We start from the raw sequence: 16,806 nt of genomic DNA, 5'->3' as shown, positions 1-16,806 counted from the left end.
TTTGCAGCCAAGTGGATCACTTGGCGTCGCAGAAATGCGGCTAAAAACAAATAGATAGAGCGGGATGCCAGTTCAATTTGAACGCATTCCGCTCTAGCCGCCATTGGCCGCCAGCACGATCGCCGCGCGCAATTCCTCAAGGCCCTCGTTCTTTTCCGACGACGTGGCGAGAACGAACGGAAACGCCGCCGGCCGTTTCTTGATCTTCTGCAGTGTCTCTTCGATCAATCGCGGCACGCCGGCCGCCTTGATCTTGTCGGTCTTGGTTAGCACGATCTGATAGGACACCGCCGCCTTGTCGAGCAGCGACAGCACTTCGTCATCCTTGGCCTTGATGCCATGGCGGGCGTCGATCAGCACGTAGACGCGCTTCAGCGTGACACGGCCCTTGAGATAGTCGAAGACGAGTTTCGTCCAGTCGTCGACCTTTTCCTTGGGCGCAGTGGCGTAGCCGTAGCCCGGCATGTCGACCAGCGCCATCGGCGGCAGGTCGGCGCCTTCGCCGGAAAACCCGCCCGGAACGAAATAGTTGAGTTCCTGCGTTCGCCCCGGCGTATTGGACGTGCGCGCCAGTCCCTTCTGATTGACCAGCGCGTTGATCAGCGACGATTTGCCGACGTTCGAGCGGCCGGCAAAGGCGATCTCCGACGGTCCTTCCGGCGGCAGGAACTTCATCGCCGGCACGCCGCGGATGAAGATCCACGGCCGCGTGAACAGCTCGATGCCGATCACGGACTTGTTCAACGCGTTCAAGCCGCTGCCTCCAGAACAGAAATATCGGCGCCACGAATGGCATTGAGGTTGCGGCTGATCTTTTCCACCGGCCAATCCCACCACGCCGCCGCCAAAAGCCGCCGGATGGTCCTGTCGTCGAAACGCATCTTCACCACCTTGGCCGCATTGCCGGCGACGATCGCATAGGGCGCCACGTCATGCGTCACCACCGACTTTGCCGCAACGATGGCGCCATCGCCGATCGCCACGCCGGGCAGGATCGCCGCTTCCATGCCGATCCATACATCATTGCCGATCACCGTGTCGCCGCGCAATTCCTTCGACCAGGTCGCCGGATCGAAACCCTCTTCCCAGCCATGACCGAAGATGTTGAACGGATAGGTCGAAAAGCCGGACATGGCATGATTGGCGCCGTTCATGATGAAGCGCGCGCCCTCGGCGATGGCGCAGAACTTGCCGATGATCAGCCGGTCGCCGATGAATGGATAGTGATGCAGCACGCATCGCTCGGCGAATCTGTCCGGCCCGTCCGGATCGTCATAATAAGTGAAGTCGCCGATCTCGATGTTCGGCGCCGTGACCAGCCCCTTCAGGAAGCCGACGCGGCTATGCATCGGGATCGGGTGCTTGATGTTGGGGTTGGGTCCGATCATGGTCTGGCTCCATCGACGAAACAACAGGTCAAAATAGTGCGATCCGCCCGGCAGCACCAACCGCGTGCGCAGCGGATCATCCTTACCTGTTCATCGACGCAGCGCTCCTGAAACGACAGCGGAGCTTATAGGTCGCGGCGGCGTCTACCGCCGCGCCGGGGCTTTCCTGGATTCGGCAGAAGGCAGCGCCTTCTATTCCGCCGGCGACGGTTTCTTCCGGAACAGCGCGACCAGATTGTCCCACAATTCGATTTTGGCGCCCTGCCGCTTCATGATCACGCCTTGCTGGATGATCGAAAGCAAATTGTTCCAGGCCCAGTAGATGACGAGGCCGGCCGGAAAACCCGCCATCATGAACGTGAAGACCACCGGCATCCAGGTGAAGATCATGGCCTGCGTCGGGTCCGGCGGCGTCGGGTTCATGCGCATCTGCAGGAACATGGTCAGGCCCATGATCAGCGGCCAGACGCCGATCATCAACATATCCGGCAGCGCGATCGGAATGAGGCCGAACAGGTTGAAGATCGAGGTCGGATCGGGCGCCGCCAGATCCTGGATCCAGCCGAAGAACGGTGCGTGCCGCATCTCGATGGTGATGTAGAGCACCTTGTAGAGCGCAAAGAAGACCGGGATCTGCAGCGCCACCGGCCAGCAGCCGGCGAGCGGATTGATCTTCTCGGTCTTGTAGAGCTCCATCATCGCCTGTTGCTGCTTCATCTTGTCGTCCGCGTATTTCTCGCGGATCTCGAGCATCTTGGGCTGCACCTTCTTCATGTTCGCCATCGACGCGTAGGACTTGTTGGCGAGCGGATAGAAGGCGGCCTTGACGACGACGGTGGTGGCCAGGATGGCCAGGCCGAAATTGCCGAAGAACTTGTACATCGTGTCGATCAGATAGAACATCGGCTTGGTGATCCAGATGAACCATCCCCAGTCGATCAAACGGTCGAACAGCCTGATGTTGCGGTCTTCGGCATAGGCGTTGACCTTGGCCACTTCCTTGGCGCCGGCGAAGATTTCGCTCTCGACTGTCGCCGACTGACCAGCATCGACGGTGATCGGGTCGGTGAGGAAGTCGGCCTGGTAGCGCGGGCGGCCGTCCTCGAAATAGGCGTAACGCGGCTGGAACTGCTGCTTCTCGGTCGGCACCAGCGTCACCGCCCAGTATTTGTCGGTGATGCCCAGCCAGCCATCGGTCGACTTGCTCGGCGTAAACTGCTTGTCCTCCTCGATCGACGAATATGTGTGTTCCTGCAGGCCTTCCGTGCCGGTGACGCCGATCAGCCCCTCATGCAGCACATAGATGCTGGCAACGGCAGGCTTGTCGAAGCGGGTGACACGGCCGTAATTCGACAGGGTAACGGCGGCCGACCCCGAATTCTGCACCGTGTCCGACACCGTGAACATGTAGTCGCCGTCGACGGAGAAGGTGCGCTTGAAGGTCAGGCTCTTGTCGTTGGTGAAGCTCAGCGTGACCGGGGTCGCCGGCGTCAGCGTCGCATTGCCGTCGACGGTCCACACGGTTTCCGGGCCCGGCACCGTGCCGGTCTTGTCGCTGCCGATAAAGCCGATCTCGGCATAGTAGCCCGTAGGCAGCGCTGCCGGGTTGAGCAGTTCGATCTCGGGCGAGTTCTTGTCGACCGTCAGCCTGTAGTGCTTGAGCTTGAGGTCGTCGAGACGGGCGCCGGCGAGATTGATCGAGCCCTCCAGGCTCGGCGTGTCGATCCTGACGCGCTTCGTCGAGGCCAGCGCCTGCTCGCGGCTGGCCAGCGTCGTGCCGTCAGTTCCAGGTGCATTGGGTGCATTGGGAATGGCGCCTTGCTGCGGCACCGGCGTTTCGCTGCCGCCCGGACTGGCGGCTTCGGCCGCCTTCTTCTGCTCCGCTAGCCGCTGCTCTTCGATACGGGCCGCCTCGCGTTGCGCCTCGCTGTGCGGCAGCACGTAAAAATACTGCCAAAGCGACAGGATCAGCACCGACAGCGCGATGGTGATGAAGAAGTTCCGGTTGTTTTCCATCGAAAGCCTTGGCCTATCGTGTTCCGCGCAGTCGGCGTGAGAGTTCGGCCTTCAACTGGCCGAACGGAATGGCAAGCACATCTTCGCGCCCGACGATGACATAGTCATTGCCTGGCTTCATGTCACCCGCGGCATGCGTGCGCACGGCTTCTCTCAGCCGCCGCCGGATGCGGTTGCGGACGACTGCGTTGCCGACCTTCTTGGTGACCGTGTAGCCGACGCGAGGCGCCTCTGCGTCGCTGCGGTCGAGAACCTCGACGAGAAAAAGCCGCCCGCGGCGCTTTTCGCCACGCCGGACGGCCAGGAATTCCGCGCGCTTCAGAAGCCGCTTGGGATGTGCTCCCACTGGCTTGCCGGTTGCGGGCAACGATCTCGTCTTCCGTTCAGGCGCTGAGCCGCTTGCGGCCGCGGTTGCGGCGGGCTGCGACGACGCCACGACCACCCTTGGTGGCCATACGGGCACGAAAACCGTGCCGGCGTTTGCGGACGAGTTTGGACGGTTGGTAGGTACGCTTCATTTGTTTTAATACCGCGGGGTGCGGCCCTTCTTGATTCTGTCACTCTGTAACAGGAGCTTTGCCCGGCCGGCTTTGGCGCGATCGAAACCGCGCCGGGACGAATGGCCCGAGCGTGAGCGGGCTTATAGAAAGAAGGGTTTTGGAAGTCAATCCGGGGCCGACACCGGCCCCGACATTCCGGCGCCTCGGGCCAACGGCTGGCGTGTGGCCGAGGTCTGGGCGGTCTTATCGCGTATTGGGACGAAGGATGAAATTGGCAAAAAAGCCGCAATAGCCTAATCTTGGCCGATCAAGTGATCGTGAAGAAAAGCAGCATGAGTGAAATCCCATCCGCGGACGAAAGCACCGATCGGGCGACCGCAGCCGCCCGCAGGGTGCCGTTGTCGCGTGGATTGTCGACAAAGCTCCTGCTGCTCACCATCGTCTTCGTGCTCCTGGCCGAGGTCCTCATCTTTCTGCCCTGGATCGCCAGCTACCGGCTGAGCTGGCTGAAAGAGAGGCTGAGCACCGCCGCGGCCGTCTCGATCGTACTGGTGCAGGGAGAGCCCGCCTCGCTGTCGCGCGCCGCCCAGAACGATGTGCTGATGGCGATCGGCGCCAAGGCGATCGCCGTGCGCGACGGCGGTGTCTCGCGGCTTCTGGTGGTGGCCGAGATGCCACCGCACGTCGATGAACATATCGACATTACCAATGTCGGCCTGATCGAGGGCATGACCGGCGCCTTGGACACGCTGTTGTTCGGCGGCGAGCGGATGCTGCGCGTTTTCGGGCCGGTCGGCGACAGCGACAAGGAATTCGAGCTGATCATGCCCGACTACAGCCTGCGCAATGCGATGCTCATCTATTCGCGCAACGTCGCCTTCGTATCGCTGCTGATCTCGCTGTTCACCGCCATGCTGGTCTATGCCGCCATAGACCTGATCATGATCGGCCCGATACGGACGATGACGCGCTCGATGCTGGCCTTCTCCGAGGCTCCCGACGACCCCGGGCGGATCATCCGCCCTGCTGCCCGCGCCGACGAAATCGGCGTTGCCGAGCGCGAGCTCTCGCAGATGCAGGAGCGGCTGCAAAAGATGCTCTCCGAGCAGAAGCATCTCGCCGACCTTGGCCTCGCCGTGTCGAAGATCAACCATGACATGCGCAATATCCTGGCGTCGGCGCAGCTGATGTCGGACCGTCTGCGCCAGGTCAAGGACCCGACCGTGCAGGCCTTCGCGCCAAAACTGCTGCGCGCGCTTGATCGTGCCGTATCCTATCCGGAAGGTGTGCTCGCCTATGGCCGCACCCAGGAGCCGCCGCCCTCGCGCCGCAGGCTCAGGCTGCGCCAGCTGGTCGATGACGTCCACGGCCTGCTCGACACCGAAGGCGGCATAGAATTCGTCAATGCCGTCGATCTCGCTTTCGAGGTCGATGCCGATTCCGATCAGCTTTTTCGCGTGCTCACCAATCTTTGCCGCAATGCCGTCCAGGCGATGGCGGCGGACGCGGAAAGCGCGGTGGTGCGTCGGTTGTCGGTGTCGGCCGAGCGCTTCGGCAGCGTCAGCCGCATCACCGTCACCGACACCGGCCCCGGCCTGCCGCCGAAGGCGCGCGAGAACCTGTTCGCGGCGTTCCGCGGCTCGGCCCGCAGCGGTGGCACCGGCCTTGGCCTGGCCATCGCCCATGAACTGATCCGCGCCCATGGCGGCACGGTGGAGCTCGTCGAAAGCAGAGGCGGCCGCACCACATTCGCGGTCACCATTCCCGACCAGCCGGTCCGGCTCGACCAGGCCCGCAACGGCCTGCGCCGTCCCGCCTGATCCTCGCCCCGTCTGATCCTCTCCAAGGCACAACAGCAAAACTTTTGCCGGATCGGCTTGCTTTTCGGAAATTCAGTCGCTAGGGAACACCTCACATCGCGGCCGGTCGTCTAGGATCGGATCGCGGGCCATGGTGGCCTGTTGCGCGCCCGTAGCTCAGCTGGATAGAGCACCAGACTACGAATCTGGGGGTCAGGAGTTCGAATCTCTTCGGGCGCGCCAATAAATTCAATCAGTTAGCGGCGCGACACCGTTTCAAATCGGTTTTTGAAACGGTTTTGAACGGCCGGATGCTTTTTCGTGTGATTTCGCGCGAGTGGCAGCGTCAGGAACCCGACGCTGGCGCGGCGGAGGCGGACGCATCCGAGGCGACGTTCAACTGCTTCGTCCGGCATGACCTTCGCGCATCATGAAAGCGACCACGGTACCGGATAGGAAAGTGAGGGCGGCGATCGAGGCAACCGCCCACGCCAGGCCGAAGAAGTCGGCGATCAGTCCCGCCGACAGCGCGCCGATCGCGTAGCCGAGATCGCGCCAGAAGCGGTAGACGCTGAGCGAGCGGGCGCGCCATGAAGGATGCGACGCATCTGACACCGCGGCGATCAGGCTCGGATAGACCATCGCCGTCCCCAGGCCAAGCAGGAGGCTCGCCACCAGCCACCAGCCAAAATTCGAGGTCAGCGCCGTGAGAAAGAGCGCCGACGCTTGCACCCACATGCCGGCGACGATCAGGCCCTTGCGGCCCCAACGGTCGCTGAGCGGTCCCGTCACGACCTGCAGCACGCCCCAGGTGACGGGATAGACCGCCTTCAGAATGCCGATGCGTTCCACACCGAGCCCGCCGGCTGCGAAGAAGAGCGGAAAGATGCCCCAGCTCATGCCGTCATTGAGGTTGTTCACCAACCCGGCCTGCGAAGCGGCAAAGAGGTTGCGATCCCGAAAGGAGGTCAACGCAAAGACCTCGCGGAAGGAAAGGGGTGATGCCCCGCGCGGATGGTTCGCCAGTTCCGCACGCACATGATCGCGCGTGTCGCGCACGAGCAGGATCGAGAGCACCGTGCCCAGCACTGCGTAGCCGACGCCGAGATAGATCGGGATTGGTCGCAGACCGTAGCGACTGGCGAGATAGCCGGTGAGAAAGGCGGTGATCCCGACTGCCAGGTAACCGGCAAACTCGTTGAGCCCTACGGCGAGGCCACGCCCCTTCGGGCCGACAAGGTCGACCTTCATGATGACGGTCATCGACCAGGCGAAGCCCTGGCTGATGCCAAGCAGCGCGTTGGCGGCGATGACCCAGTTCCAGTCTGGCGCCCAAATGATCATGAAGGGCACCGGCAGGCCGAACAGCCAGCCGAGAACCAGCACGCGCTTGCGCCCCCATTTGTCGGCGAGCTGTCCGGAGACAAGGTTGGCCAGCGCCTTGACGACGCCGAAGCTGACGATGAAGGAGACGACCAGCGTGGTCGAGGCGAGCCCGAATTCCTCTGAGCCGATCAACGGCACGACGGTGCGTTCGATGCCGACCATGCCGCCGACGAATGCATTGATAAGCACAAGCAGCGCGAACTGCCGCCAGTTGGCCTTGAGACCGAGGCTCACTGCTGGCGCCGCGATCGTTGCCATGCGGCACCGGCATTGATGGCTCGGGTGCGCGCGGCGTCAGGCGGCGGGGGAATATCCGCCGTCATGGTAGCGATGCCAAGGCTGCTAAGGGATAGAAGGGGCTTCTCGGCCACGGACTTGTCTCCTCGGGGGCCGTGTGATACGCATCATTCAATAATTATGTTGAATGAACTAGCGTGGCTGCTACCCTGATGTCAATCCGCAATCCGAAGGAGGCACTTTACGAGCAGTTCGCGGTTGTCGCGAAGGCTCTGGGCAATCCGCAGAGGCTGGAACTGATCGAGCAACTCGCGCAGGGTCCACGCAGCGTGGAAGCCTTGGCCGCCAAGCTTGCGCTTCCGGTGGCGAATGTCTCGCAGCATCTCCAGGCGATGCGCCGCGCCGGACTGGTGACGTCAGAGCGCGATGGCAAGTTCGTCAATTACAGGCTCGCGGATGAAAGCGTACTTGCCGCCTTCGCCTCCATTCGAGTCGTTGCCGAGCGGCATTCGGCGGAGGTCGAACGCATCGTGAGGGGCTATTTCGACCGGCGCGACGATATGGAGCCCGTGTCACGGGAAGAACTGGCCGCGCGCATGAAAGACGGGCTCGTTACAGTCATCGACGTCCGACCGCCCGATGAGTTTGCGCTCGGACATCTGCCCGGCGCGATCAACGTCCCCCTCGGCCAACTGGAGCAGCGGTTGTCCGACCTCGCGGCGAAGCCCGAGATTGTCGCCTACTGCCGCGGTCCGTGGTGCGTGATGTCATTCGAGGCGGTCGCATTGCTGCGTGAGCACGGCTTCCGCGCACGCCGCATGGAAGATGGCCTGCCCGAATGGCGTGACGCGGGCTTAGCTGTCGAGGCTTGATCGACTTCAACTTCAAAGTCCCCCTCACTCAGTCCTTTTTGCCGTAGCAAGGTTGACATATCACGTTAGTCCGTGCTAACGCGTTAGTGGTGACTAACGTGAACAACAGCTGGACCGCCCTGGGCGACCCCACCAGGCGCACGATCTTCGAACTCTTGGTCGAGCATCCGCGTTCGGTTACCGAGTTGGCGAGTGCCCTGCCGGTGACCCGGTCGGCGGTCTCGCAGCATCTGAAGGTGTTGAAAGAGGCAGGGCTCGTTGCAGACACGCCGGCTGGCAAGCACCGCATCTACCGCGTCGAACCCGACGGGCTGGCGGCGCTTCGCACAGAGCTCGACCGGTTCTGGATGAAGACGCTCGCTGCCTTCAAGCAAGCTGTCGAACAACCGCGAAAGGAGTGAAAAAATGAACACGCAAGCAGCAGACACCTTGGTAAGGCACTCGATCGTGGTCGAGGCGCCGATCGAGCGCGCCTTCGAGGTCTTCACGGAGGATTTTGGCAAGTTCAAACCCAGGGAGCACAATCTGCTCGCCGTGCCGATCGCCGAGACCGTGTTCGAGCCGCGCGTCGGCGGCCATATTTATGATCGCGGCGCCGACGGCAGCGAGTGCCGCTGGGCGCGCGTGCTGGCTTATGAGCCGCCGCACCGTGTGCTGCTAAGTTGGGACATCAGTCCGCAATGGCGGTTGGAGACCGATCCGAACAAGGCCAGCGAGTGGGAAGTCCGCTTCACTGCCGAGACGGCTAATCGGACCCGCCTGGATCTCGAGCATCGCATACTGGAGCGCCACGGCGCCGGCTGGGAAAGCGTGCGCGATGGTGTCGCCGCCGATCAAGGCTGGCCGCTCTACCTGCAGCGATACGCCGACCTGTTCGGGCGTCGGGCCTGACGGCCACATCCGCATGCATCAGACCGAATCCGGTCTCGCGGCCTGCGTAAGCTCAGGAGTTATTCGCGGTGGCGACACTGCCGCGAATAACGTCCCTTCCCTACCCGGGGCCCGACTAGCGTAGGCGCATTAATCACACCGACCAGCATGCCCAACGCCGCTTCGGATGCGGGGACGGCTCCGCGCGAAGCGGATGATGGCTGACGAAGGTCAGGAACGGTATAGGCCACAATCGTCACGCATTTGTGAGCTGTGTTGATAAGCCTATTCGGGATTATGGGTCTAATCTTCGACTGTGCGTCGCCTTAAGTGTCAGTAGAATCGTCCGTGCATGGCCCGCCGCTCAGGGATAAATGCTGATGGAACGCAAGCTCGCGGCAATCATGGCCGCCGATATCGTCGGCTACAGCCTGCTGATGGCTGAAAACGAGGCTTCCACCTACGCGAAGCTGCGCGCTGTTTTTGATGAGCTCATTGATCCGACCATTGCCCGCCATGGCGGGCGCATCGTCAAGACGGCGGGAGACGGCTTTCTCGCCATGTTTCCCAGTGTCAACGAAGCGGTTGATGCGGCGCTGGCCATACAGGAAGGCTTCGACAAGGGCCCGTTCGAGCTTCGCATCGGCATCAATCTTGGCGATGTCATCGAAGATGACGGCGACGTATACGGCGACGGCGTCAATGTGGCCGCCCGTCTTGAGGCTATGTGCGATCCGGGGCAGATATTCGTCAGCGGCGCCGTGGTGATGGCGGCCGACCGCAACAGCGCGGACAGGTTCGTCCGCATCGGCCGCAGGCGGGCCAAGAACATTCCCGAACTTCTCAACGTCTACCGCGTAAGGCGCGCGGGCTCTGCGTGGTCGCCATGGCGGCACGTGCCGCAGGTGCTGCGCAGCACCGCTGCCCGCTGGTCTTATGGCGTAGCCGCCATAGCCCTCATCCTCATCGGCACCCAAATCCAGCCGCTCCCCCTGGCAGCCATGGTCAGCCGCATCCCGGGGGTCTTGTCGATGGACCAGAGCCGCACCGACCCCCGGCCGTCAGTGGCGGTCATGCCTTTTGCCGCGATGAGCGGCAGCGGCGAGCAATCGTATTTCGCGGACGGACTGGCCGAGGATGTGACGACAGCCCTTGCCCGCAATTCAGAGCTGCAGGTCATCGCGCGCGATTCCACCTACGCCGTGCACGGGCAGGGTACGGACGTGCGCAAGCTCGGGGCGAAGCTCGGCGTTGATTATGTGGTTGAAGGCAGCGCCCGCCGTGAAGGCGACCAGCTTCGCGTGTCGGCGCAGCTGATCGACGTCAAGACAGGCGCGCATCTGTGGTCGCGCAGTTTTGACCGGCAGGTCGCCGACGTGTTCACCGTCCAGAGCGAGCTGACCACTGAAATCGTCGCGCAGATCGCGCCCTATATCGGCAGGAGCGAGGCGGCGGCGGCAGCGGAACGCCCGACCGACAACCTGCAGGCCTATGACCTCGTGCTGCAGGCCCGCAACCGCTACCGGCACGGCGGCGATGACCCGCAGGAGATTCTGGAGGCGCGGGGCCTCTACCAGCGCGCCCTTGAAATGGACCCGTCCTATGCGGCCGCCCGCGCAGGCCTCGCGCTGACCTTTATCGCCAGCGTGGCGCAGAGGGGTGACGGCCGGGAAAACGCACCGGAACTCCATCTTGGGCTTAGCGAAGCTCGGCAGGCGGTCCGTCTCGACCCCAATCTTGGCCTTGGCTATCAGGTCATCAGCTTCGGGCTTGCCCTGCAGGGCGACTATTCAGGCGGCTTGCAGGCCGCGCGGCGCGCTGTCGAGCTCAACCCTAACGATCCCGACAGCATGATGGCGCTTGCAAAGGCGCAGGTTCGCTTCGGGCAATATGATGATGCCGTCGCCAACGCAGAGCGGGCCCGCCGCCTTCATCCTATGGCGCCCGAGTACTACGCCTATGTGCACGGGCAGGCGCTCTACGCGGCTGACCGCCGCGATGAGGCTTCCGCCGTCATAGAAGAGTGCCTGATCCGGGCGCCGCGCGATGCAAACTGCCTTCTGATTCAGGCCGCTTTGCAGAGCGGGGGCGGCGAGGTCGAGGCAGCCCAGCAGACGATGGCAAAGCTGGTCGAGGCGCATCCGGCATTCTCGCTGGAAGCAGAGCGCGCTTACCGCCGGTTCGGTGACAGGCCGCTGATGGAAGAGTTCCTGCAGGACCTCGCAAAGGCCAAGGCTCCTGAGTCCGCCTGACAGTTTTTACAGATCGACTTCAATCATATAGCGGTGCCCAGTTTCATCCATTTCGGCGCGCCAATTTTTGCCATTCCACGACGCCAACACCGAAAATCGCCGCTGGAACTACGTCCGCCGCTAACGGTGGTAAGAGTCGGTCGGAGCCGGTACGTTGGCGGGTGAAGGAAGTTACGAGCAGCCTATGACCGACGCAGCACGTCCTGCCATTCGAGATGACGGTCGATCTGCGCTTTTGCGAACGGACAAAGCGGAATGATGGCGACCCCTTCGCGCCGCGCAACCTCGACCGCCTGGCGTACCAGTCGCTCGCCGACCTTGCGGCCACGCAACGCCGCTGGAACTTCGGTATGGTCGATGATGATCAACCCTTCGCCGGCCCGGCTATAGGTCATCTCAGCTTCGATGCCGTCGACGAGCATCCGGTAGCGTCCCTTCGATGCGGTATCCTCCCGCTCGACCTTTTCGACGGTCAAGGGAGAGGCAGGGCCCGGCTGCTCGGCGTCATGCGGCCGCACCTGACCGCGCCGACCCGGCATGCAATCCAGTAGGTCGCGGTCCCATCTTCCGAGATCGGCCGCAGCGTCGTAGGTCGAGACGAGAAACTCCATAAGCGCCGCGTCGGGATTTGCAGCCGACTGAACGGCATCGTACGGCAGGATGAATTCCGATAGGCCGACATGCCAGAACGCGCCCTCGGGCCGGACCGAGGCGCCCCGGAAGCCACTCGGCGCCGGATAGGCGTAGGCGTAGAACGCGGGGTAATCGATGCCGCCACCGCCGGGCCAGAAACCGGTTGAGGAGACCTCGCGGTCGTAGGCTTCCTGTGCCACATCGTTGGGCAATGAAGGAATACCGCCGGGATGGAGAGGCGCGCGCCGCCCTGAAAAGCGGGTGACGGCCAGGTCAAAACTGCCCCAGAACAGGTGAACGGGACTGGACTTGCCAAGAAAGGAGGTCCGGAACCGATTGAATACCCTGTCGACCGCCACCGATGCGTGATGGAAGCGCTGAACGGCTTCCCGGTCATAGGGCCGGTCGCGATGATCTTCGGTGAACGGCACGGGGTTGGGCACCTCGTTCGGATTGCCGTTAAAGGTCGGCGTGCCTCCAAGTTCGGAAATCAACTGCACGAAATTGGCGTGGAACGCCGCGACTGTGGATGGCCCGAGCGCAAACGATGCCTTGCGACCATTGCCGCATGTGCCGACAACCATATGGTCCCGAAGGTCGAAGAGGATCTCAATGCCTGGGCCGTCGGGGATCGGCGAGGAGGTCAGGCCGCGCGGCGTGATATAGAAGGTCGCGTTCCAGGAATGGTTGAGCCATGGAGTATGAGCAAGCCGATATTTCCCTGCGATCTGCAAATAGAGATGCAGGGCCGAACACGTCTCGCGCCAGCCGAGGTAGTCCAGGTGGGGCCACTTGTTGCTCATTCTGCTTTCTCCATTCAGAAACATACCCGGCACGCGACGCGTCATCTCGTCTGAACCGCCCAGGTCCGTGCACTCAGGCGACCTCGTTCTAGCGCCGGTCAGTCTTAGCGCCGGTCAGTCCGGTATGGAATGTACTCATCTCGGTCATCGATCGGGAGATCGAAACGTCCCTCGCCCCAGTCCTCGGCGCGCCATTCGTCCTTCGCTTCTTCGATGCGGTCCTTCGAGGAGGCGACGAGTTCCACCAGATATAGCGCGGTCCGCTGAGCGTTGCGCCGCCGCCCGGTTCGATTGCTGGGTTCCAACTCATGCGCGTCATCCTCACTTAGGCCGTCCAGACAGCCTCGCCCTTGCCGATGCGAATGCCCGATTTCGACCAATCCGAACCGCGAGCGGGAAGAGCGCTTTCGGCCCGACAAAATGCCTAAACTGGCGAGCGACCGCCTCCCCAACTAGTCCTGTGATACGTCAAGCTGTGTCGCAGTAAGTGGAACGTGCGGGCAATGTCGTCGAGCTCAGCGGCTCGCAGAGAGCGACCGTCGAACGCAATTCTTTAATAAGGCTTCGCCCCGTTCGTGTTTTGACGGTCGAGACCCCAAACGTCCGGATTTCGTGCGAAGTACTCGATCAGCATCTCGGTGAGGACCCGGACTTTCCGTGTCGGGTGCTTACCCGGCGGTCGGACGACATACGCGCCTGCCGAAGGTGGGGGATAGCGTGTCATAATCGGAATGAGCGCTCCGGAGGTCACATAGCCATATGTGATGCAATCAGGGAGCCAAGCGATGCCGAGACCTGCCACTGCGGCGGCGGCAAGCGCCGCAGCGTTATCTGCCTTGAATCTGCCCTGCGGCTGAACTGTGACGATCTTGTCGCCATCCATGAACTGCCAGGCTTCCGTCCCCTGCATGAGGGCCTGATGGGTGACGAGCTCATCTGGCGTCTGAGGTGAACCGCTTGCTTTGACATAATCCGGACTTGCGACGAGCTTTCCATAGATCGGTCCGATGCGCTTCGCGATCAGGTTGGAGTCCTGAAGGTACCCGACCCGGATCGCGCAGTCGAAACCCTCTGCGATCAGATCAACGAAGCGATCGCTGTAGGAGGTATGGATGTGGAGCTGGGGGTGCTGATGCGCCATTTCCGCAAGCACGGGGGCGAAGTGGGTCGGGCCGAAAGTAAGTGGCATGGCAACTCTCAGGCGGCCGCGCAGCTCACCGGTTGGGAGGATCGTTTCCCTGGCCGTATCGATCTCGGCGCTGGCTCGGGCCGCATGATCCCTAAACGTGATCCCCGCTTCTGTGAGCGCGGCGCCGCGGGTCGTTCGTGCAAGAAGCTGGACGCCAAGCTCCGCTTCAACCCGAAAGAGCCGCCGACTGACGATTGACTTGGAGACGCCGAGCCGGCGGGCGGCGGCCGATACGCCCCCTGCATCGGCCACTGCAACGAATGTCTGTAGGTCTTCGATGTCCAATTCGGCGTTCCTCATTTCGCGACACAGCTTGCCCTACTATGGCACTACCGCATCGCGGAAAGGAACAGCAAATTGCGCCCAGGCAAAGTCGCCCGCTGGCGTATGTCTCCCGTGAACCCATTGCCGTCCATAGCGGCAGAGAAAGGAAGTTTTTATGACCCCTCGTAACGGCCTTTGATTCGCTTCTTCGTCCTGAAGACTCGGTCCTCGTTCTGATCGACCACCAACCTTATCAACTCGCGAACCTGAACAGCCACGATCCGCATATGGTGGTCAACAACACGACCGCGCTGGCGAAGCTAGCAAAAGCCTTCAATGTTCCGACCATTCTCACCAGCGTGATAGCGGCGCGCGGTGGACTTCTCTTTAAGCAGATCACCGACGTATTTCCGGACCAGGAAGTCATCGATCGCACCTGGGTGAACACCTGGCAGGACGAGAATGTGGTGAACGTCGTCAAGGCGACCGGTCGCAAGCAACTGATCATCGCCGGCCTGTGGACCGAGGTCTGCGTCGCAATGCCTGTCATCCAGGCCGCCGGCGAAGGCTGGGACGTGACCGTGATCACCGACGCGTCGGGCGGGATTTCGAAGGAGTCTCACGAAGTTGCCATCCAGCGCATGATCGCGGCCGGCGCGAACGTGATGACCGTGATGGCGCGCGCTGGCGAATGGCAACGCGATTGGGCGCGCACCGAGCATGTCGAGGAGCTGACCGAGATTCTCATCCAGCACTTCGGCGGCAGCGGCATCGCGTATCTTTGGGAGCAGCAGCTTCTCAACACGCCGGTGCGGAGCGAAGGCTGATCCGAGCCGGATGGCGAACATTTCGGTGAGCATCGGGCCGCCGCCCGGGTTGCGCCGATGCCGATTGTCGTAAGTCAGGCGACACAGCACTTCAGCAACCATCGGCTCTCGCCGCTTCGGAAAGGCATCAGTTCGCAAACTGTCATCGAGGCAGCCTGTTGAACTCACAGCGAGATTTGATCCGGGATCGCTACCATTGCGCCAGAATTTGGTAATCAGAACGTCAAAAAATCTGGCAGCGGGAGCCTGTTTTGCTCACACCCGAAATTCGGCGGTCCCGATCAGCCGATGAGTCGCCTTGAGTCAGTGCTGCGATAAGCAGAGAACAATCCAATTCCTCAGGGAATGAAAACCTTAGGTCACTCTGAGTCGCCATACGAAGCGATTTCAATCTGGCTGTCTTCGCGGCGCGTTCGGCACGCTCAGCCTCAGCCATCACCTTCGCTGAGCGAGTAATTTGCCTATTTTCCAGCCAACACATCTGTTCGATCCCGCAAAAAATTTCTTCTCGGACGCTTGCCGTAGTTTCCGGGCGGATTTGCGCGACCACCAAGGCCAGTTCGGATCCGATTCCGCCTTTCCTCTTGCCAGGCCCTTTTTCGCGCCGGTACGCCTTAATGCCCTGACTCAATTGCGCTTGTCGCCCTTCATTGTGATGAAGTCGGTTCGATCGTTGACGCTAAGATTCGCGTTGCCGCCAGGCGCGGGCCGATCGCCTTGGCAATAGCCGTTGGCTTGGCGCGCGGCGCCAAAGCGCGAGTAGCCCGAGCCGTGCAAATCATACTGCTTACGCTCGATGTGGCTGCGCTCTGGCCGGCGCCTATCAGGGGCCATCACCAAGATCGCCGCGGCAAATGACTAGCGGAACAGATACTTTGATAGCTCTGGATCGCCTCGTCTCCACATAATGTTATCCAGAAAGTAGTGATGCACGTTGATGAATATCCACGCTATGAAGAGGATCAGCGACGAGCCGAACACCTCTTTGTTGTACGGAACCAAAACGGACAACGCGATCGGGACCAGCCAGAAACCGAGAATCCCCAGAATTCCACCAACAATGATAAACCCAGCACCCGCAGCCTGTACATCGGGCCAAGAACGGACAGGACCTTGAATTCGGATTCTGTAGCGGCATTGTGCTGCTCATCACCTCAGCACTGGCGTCTGGCGCGCGAGCCGCTTGAGAACATAGACGCCCGAGATGTACAGCCAGGCAGTTGCTGCAGTCCTGTCCTCTCAGATCGCCGGGCCAGCATGGGGCATCAAGGTGACGTAGATCATGAACCCTATCGTGCAGATCGCTGCGAGCGAGATCGGCACGCCAAACGGCACAACGCCTTTGCGGTCCAGGTGCTGAACGTAGAGGCGGAAAGCGCCTGCGGGCAGCATGAACGGATTTTTGACGATCAACGCTGTGGCGAGCGCGAAAACCAGCAGCAGTACGGAGAACACAAGGAGGCCGCTGCCGCCGATCAGCAACGGCACCACCGCCATCAGCTTGACGTCGCCGGCCCCGACCTTGCGCAAAGCCCAGAACGGAAACAGCGCAACGAACAATAAAAGGCCGGCGATTGCGCTCAGGCCCATGTCCCACCACGACCCGGATTGCACCGACAGGAGCTGCAGCGAGCCCAGACCCAGGCAAAGCAGCAGCAGCACATTCTGGTTGGATATCTTCTGGGTGGTGAAGTCGAGCCAGGCAATCCTTGCCAGCAAAGGAATAGCTAGCCCCTTCAGCAGCAGCGATGCGGCGAGCAACATGCTATC

General features: G+C 61.8%; 15 protein-coding genes, 1 tRNA gene and 2 pseudogenes. 7 read left to right on the top strand and 11 right to left on the bottom strand.

Translation table 11 applies throughout. From position 1 onward, the window contains the following. Nucleotides 1-93: 93 nt before the first annotated feature. The 5 genes from yihA to rpmH all read right to left on the bottom strand — a co-directional run bounded on the left by yihA (nt 94) and on the right by rpmH (nt 3,922). Nucleotides 94-753 carry a ribosome biogenesis GTP-binding protein YihA/YsxC gene (gene yihA, locus AC0L15_RS05280; protein ID WP_473495977.1) on the bottom strand — a complete coding sequence of 220 codons (660 nt, stop codon included), beginning with the start codon at nt 751-753 and terminating at the stop codon, nt 94-96. Continuing rightward, the gene (locus AC0L15_RS05275) at nt 750-1,388 is read right to left on the bottom strand and encodes a CatB-related O-acetyltransferase (RefSeq protein WP_287246819.1); all 639 of its coding nucleotides are present in this window, start codon (nt 1,386-1,388) and stop codon (nt 750-752) included. The genes yihA and AC0L15_RS05275 overlap by 4 nt, the downstream gene beginning before the upstream one ends. Nucleotides 1,389-1,580: 192 nt before the next feature. Beyond that, a complete protein-coding gene (gene yidC / locus AC0L15_RS05270) occupies nt 1,581-3,404 on the bottom strand; it encodes a membrane protein insertase YidC (protein WP_287246818.1) in 1,824 nt (607 codons plus the stop codon). A gap of 13 nt (nt 3,405-3,417) precedes the next feature. Further along, on the bottom strand, nt 3,418-3,771 hold the full coding sequence (rnpA, locus tag AC0L15_RS05265; protein WP_023801590.1) for a ribonuclease P protein component: 354 nt from the start codon (nt 3,769-3,771) through the stop codon (nt 3,418-3,420). Nucleotides 3,772-3,787: 16 nt separating this feature from the next. Further along, entirely contained in the window at nt 3,788-3,922 is a 135-nt protein-coding gene (rpmH, locus tag AC0L15_RS05260) for a 50S ribosomal protein L34 (RefSeq protein ID WP_008833937.1), read from the bottom strand. A gap of 314 nt (nt 3,923-4,236) precedes the next feature. On the opposite strand from rpmH, the gene AC0L15_RS05255 reads away from it, so the two are divergent. Next, a complete protein-coding gene (locus AC0L15_RS05255) occupies nt 4,237-5,724 on the top strand; it encodes an ATP-binding protein (RefSeq protein ID WP_473495976.1) in 1,488 nt (495 codons plus the stop codon). A gap of 145 nt (nt 5,725-5,869) precedes the next feature. Next, nucleotides 5,870-5,946: transfer RNA gene (locus AC0L15_RS05250), tRNA-Arg, on the top strand. Between the two features lie 153 nt (nt 5,947-6,099). Here AC0L15_RS05250 and AC0L15_RS05245 read toward each other — a convergent pair. Continuing rightward, nucleotides 6,100-7,347, bottom strand: coding sequence for an MFS transporter (locus AC0L15_RS05245; protein WP_473495975.1), 1,248 nt, complete (start codon nt 7,345-7,347; stop codon nt 6,100-6,102). A 191-nt stretch (nt 7,348-7,538) separates the two neighbouring features. Between AC0L15_RS05245 and AC0L15_RS05240 the strand changes: the two genes are divergently transcribed. The 4 genes from AC0L15_RS05240 to AC0L15_RS05225 all read left to right on the top strand — a co-directional run bounded on the left by AC0L15_RS05240 (nt 7,539) and on the right by AC0L15_RS05225 (nt 11,320). Continuing rightward, entirely contained in the window at nt 7,539-8,198 is a 660-nt protein-coding gene (locus tag AC0L15_RS05240; protein WP_287246815.1) for an ArsR/SmtB family transcription factor, read from the top strand. 89 nt (nt 8,199-8,287) lie between these two features. Continuing rightward, complete coding sequence (locus tag AC0L15_RS05235; protein ID WP_473495974.1) at nt 8,288-8,599, top strand: ArsR/SmtB family transcription factor; 312 nt, start codon at nt 8,288-8,290, stop codon at nt 8,597-8,599. A gap of 4 nt (nt 8,600-8,603) precedes the next feature. Next, nucleotides 8,604-9,089, top strand: a complete 486-nt coding sequence (locus AC0L15_RS05230; protein ID WP_287246814.1) for an SRPBCC family protein — start codon at nt 8,604-8,606, stop codon at nt 9,087-9,089. A gap of 359 nt (nt 9,090-9,448) precedes the next feature. Next, nucleotides 9,449-11,320, top strand: a complete 1,872-nt coding sequence (locus tag AC0L15_RS05225; RefSeq protein ID WP_287246813.1) for a tetratricopeptide repeat protein — start codon at nt 9,449-9,451, stop codon at nt 11,318-11,320. A 182-nt stretch (nt 11,321-11,502) separates the two neighbouring features. Here the strand turns inward: AC0L15_RS05225 and AC0L15_RS05220 are convergent, their stop codons facing one another. From AC0L15_RS05220 to AC0L15_RS05210, 3 genes and pseudogenes are all read right to left on the bottom strand, one after another. Beyond that, nucleotides 11,503-12,756 (bottom strand): DUF5996 family protein, encoded by a 1,254-nt coding sequence (locus AC0L15_RS05220; protein ID WP_287246812.1) that lies wholly within the window; start codon nt 12,754-12,756, stop codon nt 11,503-11,505. Nucleotides 12,757-12,860: 104 nt separating this feature from the next. Next, nucleotides 12,861-13,036: pseudogene (locus AC0L15_RS05215) on the bottom strand (pirin-like C-terminal cupin domain-containing protein); the annotation flags it as partial. Between the two features lie 273 nt (nt 13,037-13,309). After that, nucleotides 13,310-14,230, bottom strand: a complete 921-nt coding sequence (locus AC0L15_RS05210) for a LysR family transcriptional regulator (RefSeq protein ID WP_473495973.1) — start codon at nt 14,228-14,230, stop codon at nt 13,310-13,312. A 154-nt stretch (nt 14,231-14,384) separates the two neighbouring features. On the opposite strand from AC0L15_RS05210, the pseudogene AC0L15_RS05205 reads away from it, so the two are divergent. Further along, nucleotides 14,385-15,036, top strand: a pseudogene (locus tag AC0L15_RS05205) (hydrolase). A 627-nt stretch (nt 15,037-15,663) separates the two neighbouring features. On the opposite strand, the gene AC0L15_RS05200 reads toward AC0L15_RS05205, so the two are convergent. Together AC0L15_RS05200 and AC0L15_RS05195 are read right to left on the bottom strand one after the other, a co-directional pair. Then, a complete protein-coding gene (locus tag AC0L15_RS05200) occupies nt 15,664-15,870 on the bottom strand; it encodes a hypothetical protein (RefSeq protein ID WP_287120178.1) in 207 nt (68 codons plus the stop codon). 405 nt (nt 15,871-16,275) lie between these two features. Further along, nucleotides 16,276-16,800 carry a prepilin peptidase gene (locus tag AC0L15_RS05195; protein WP_287238377.1) on the bottom strand — a complete coding sequence of 175 codons (525 nt, stop codon included), beginning with the start codon at nt 16,798-16,800 and terminating at the stop codon, nt 16,276-16,278. Nucleotides 16,801-16,806 lie beyond the last annotated feature (6 nt).

This window comes from Mesorhizobium sp. WSM4846 (assembly GCF_055811415.1).
The sequence above is the reverse complement of the archived record's forward strand: the minus strand, read 5'-3'. Positions and strand labels throughout refer to the sequence as shown.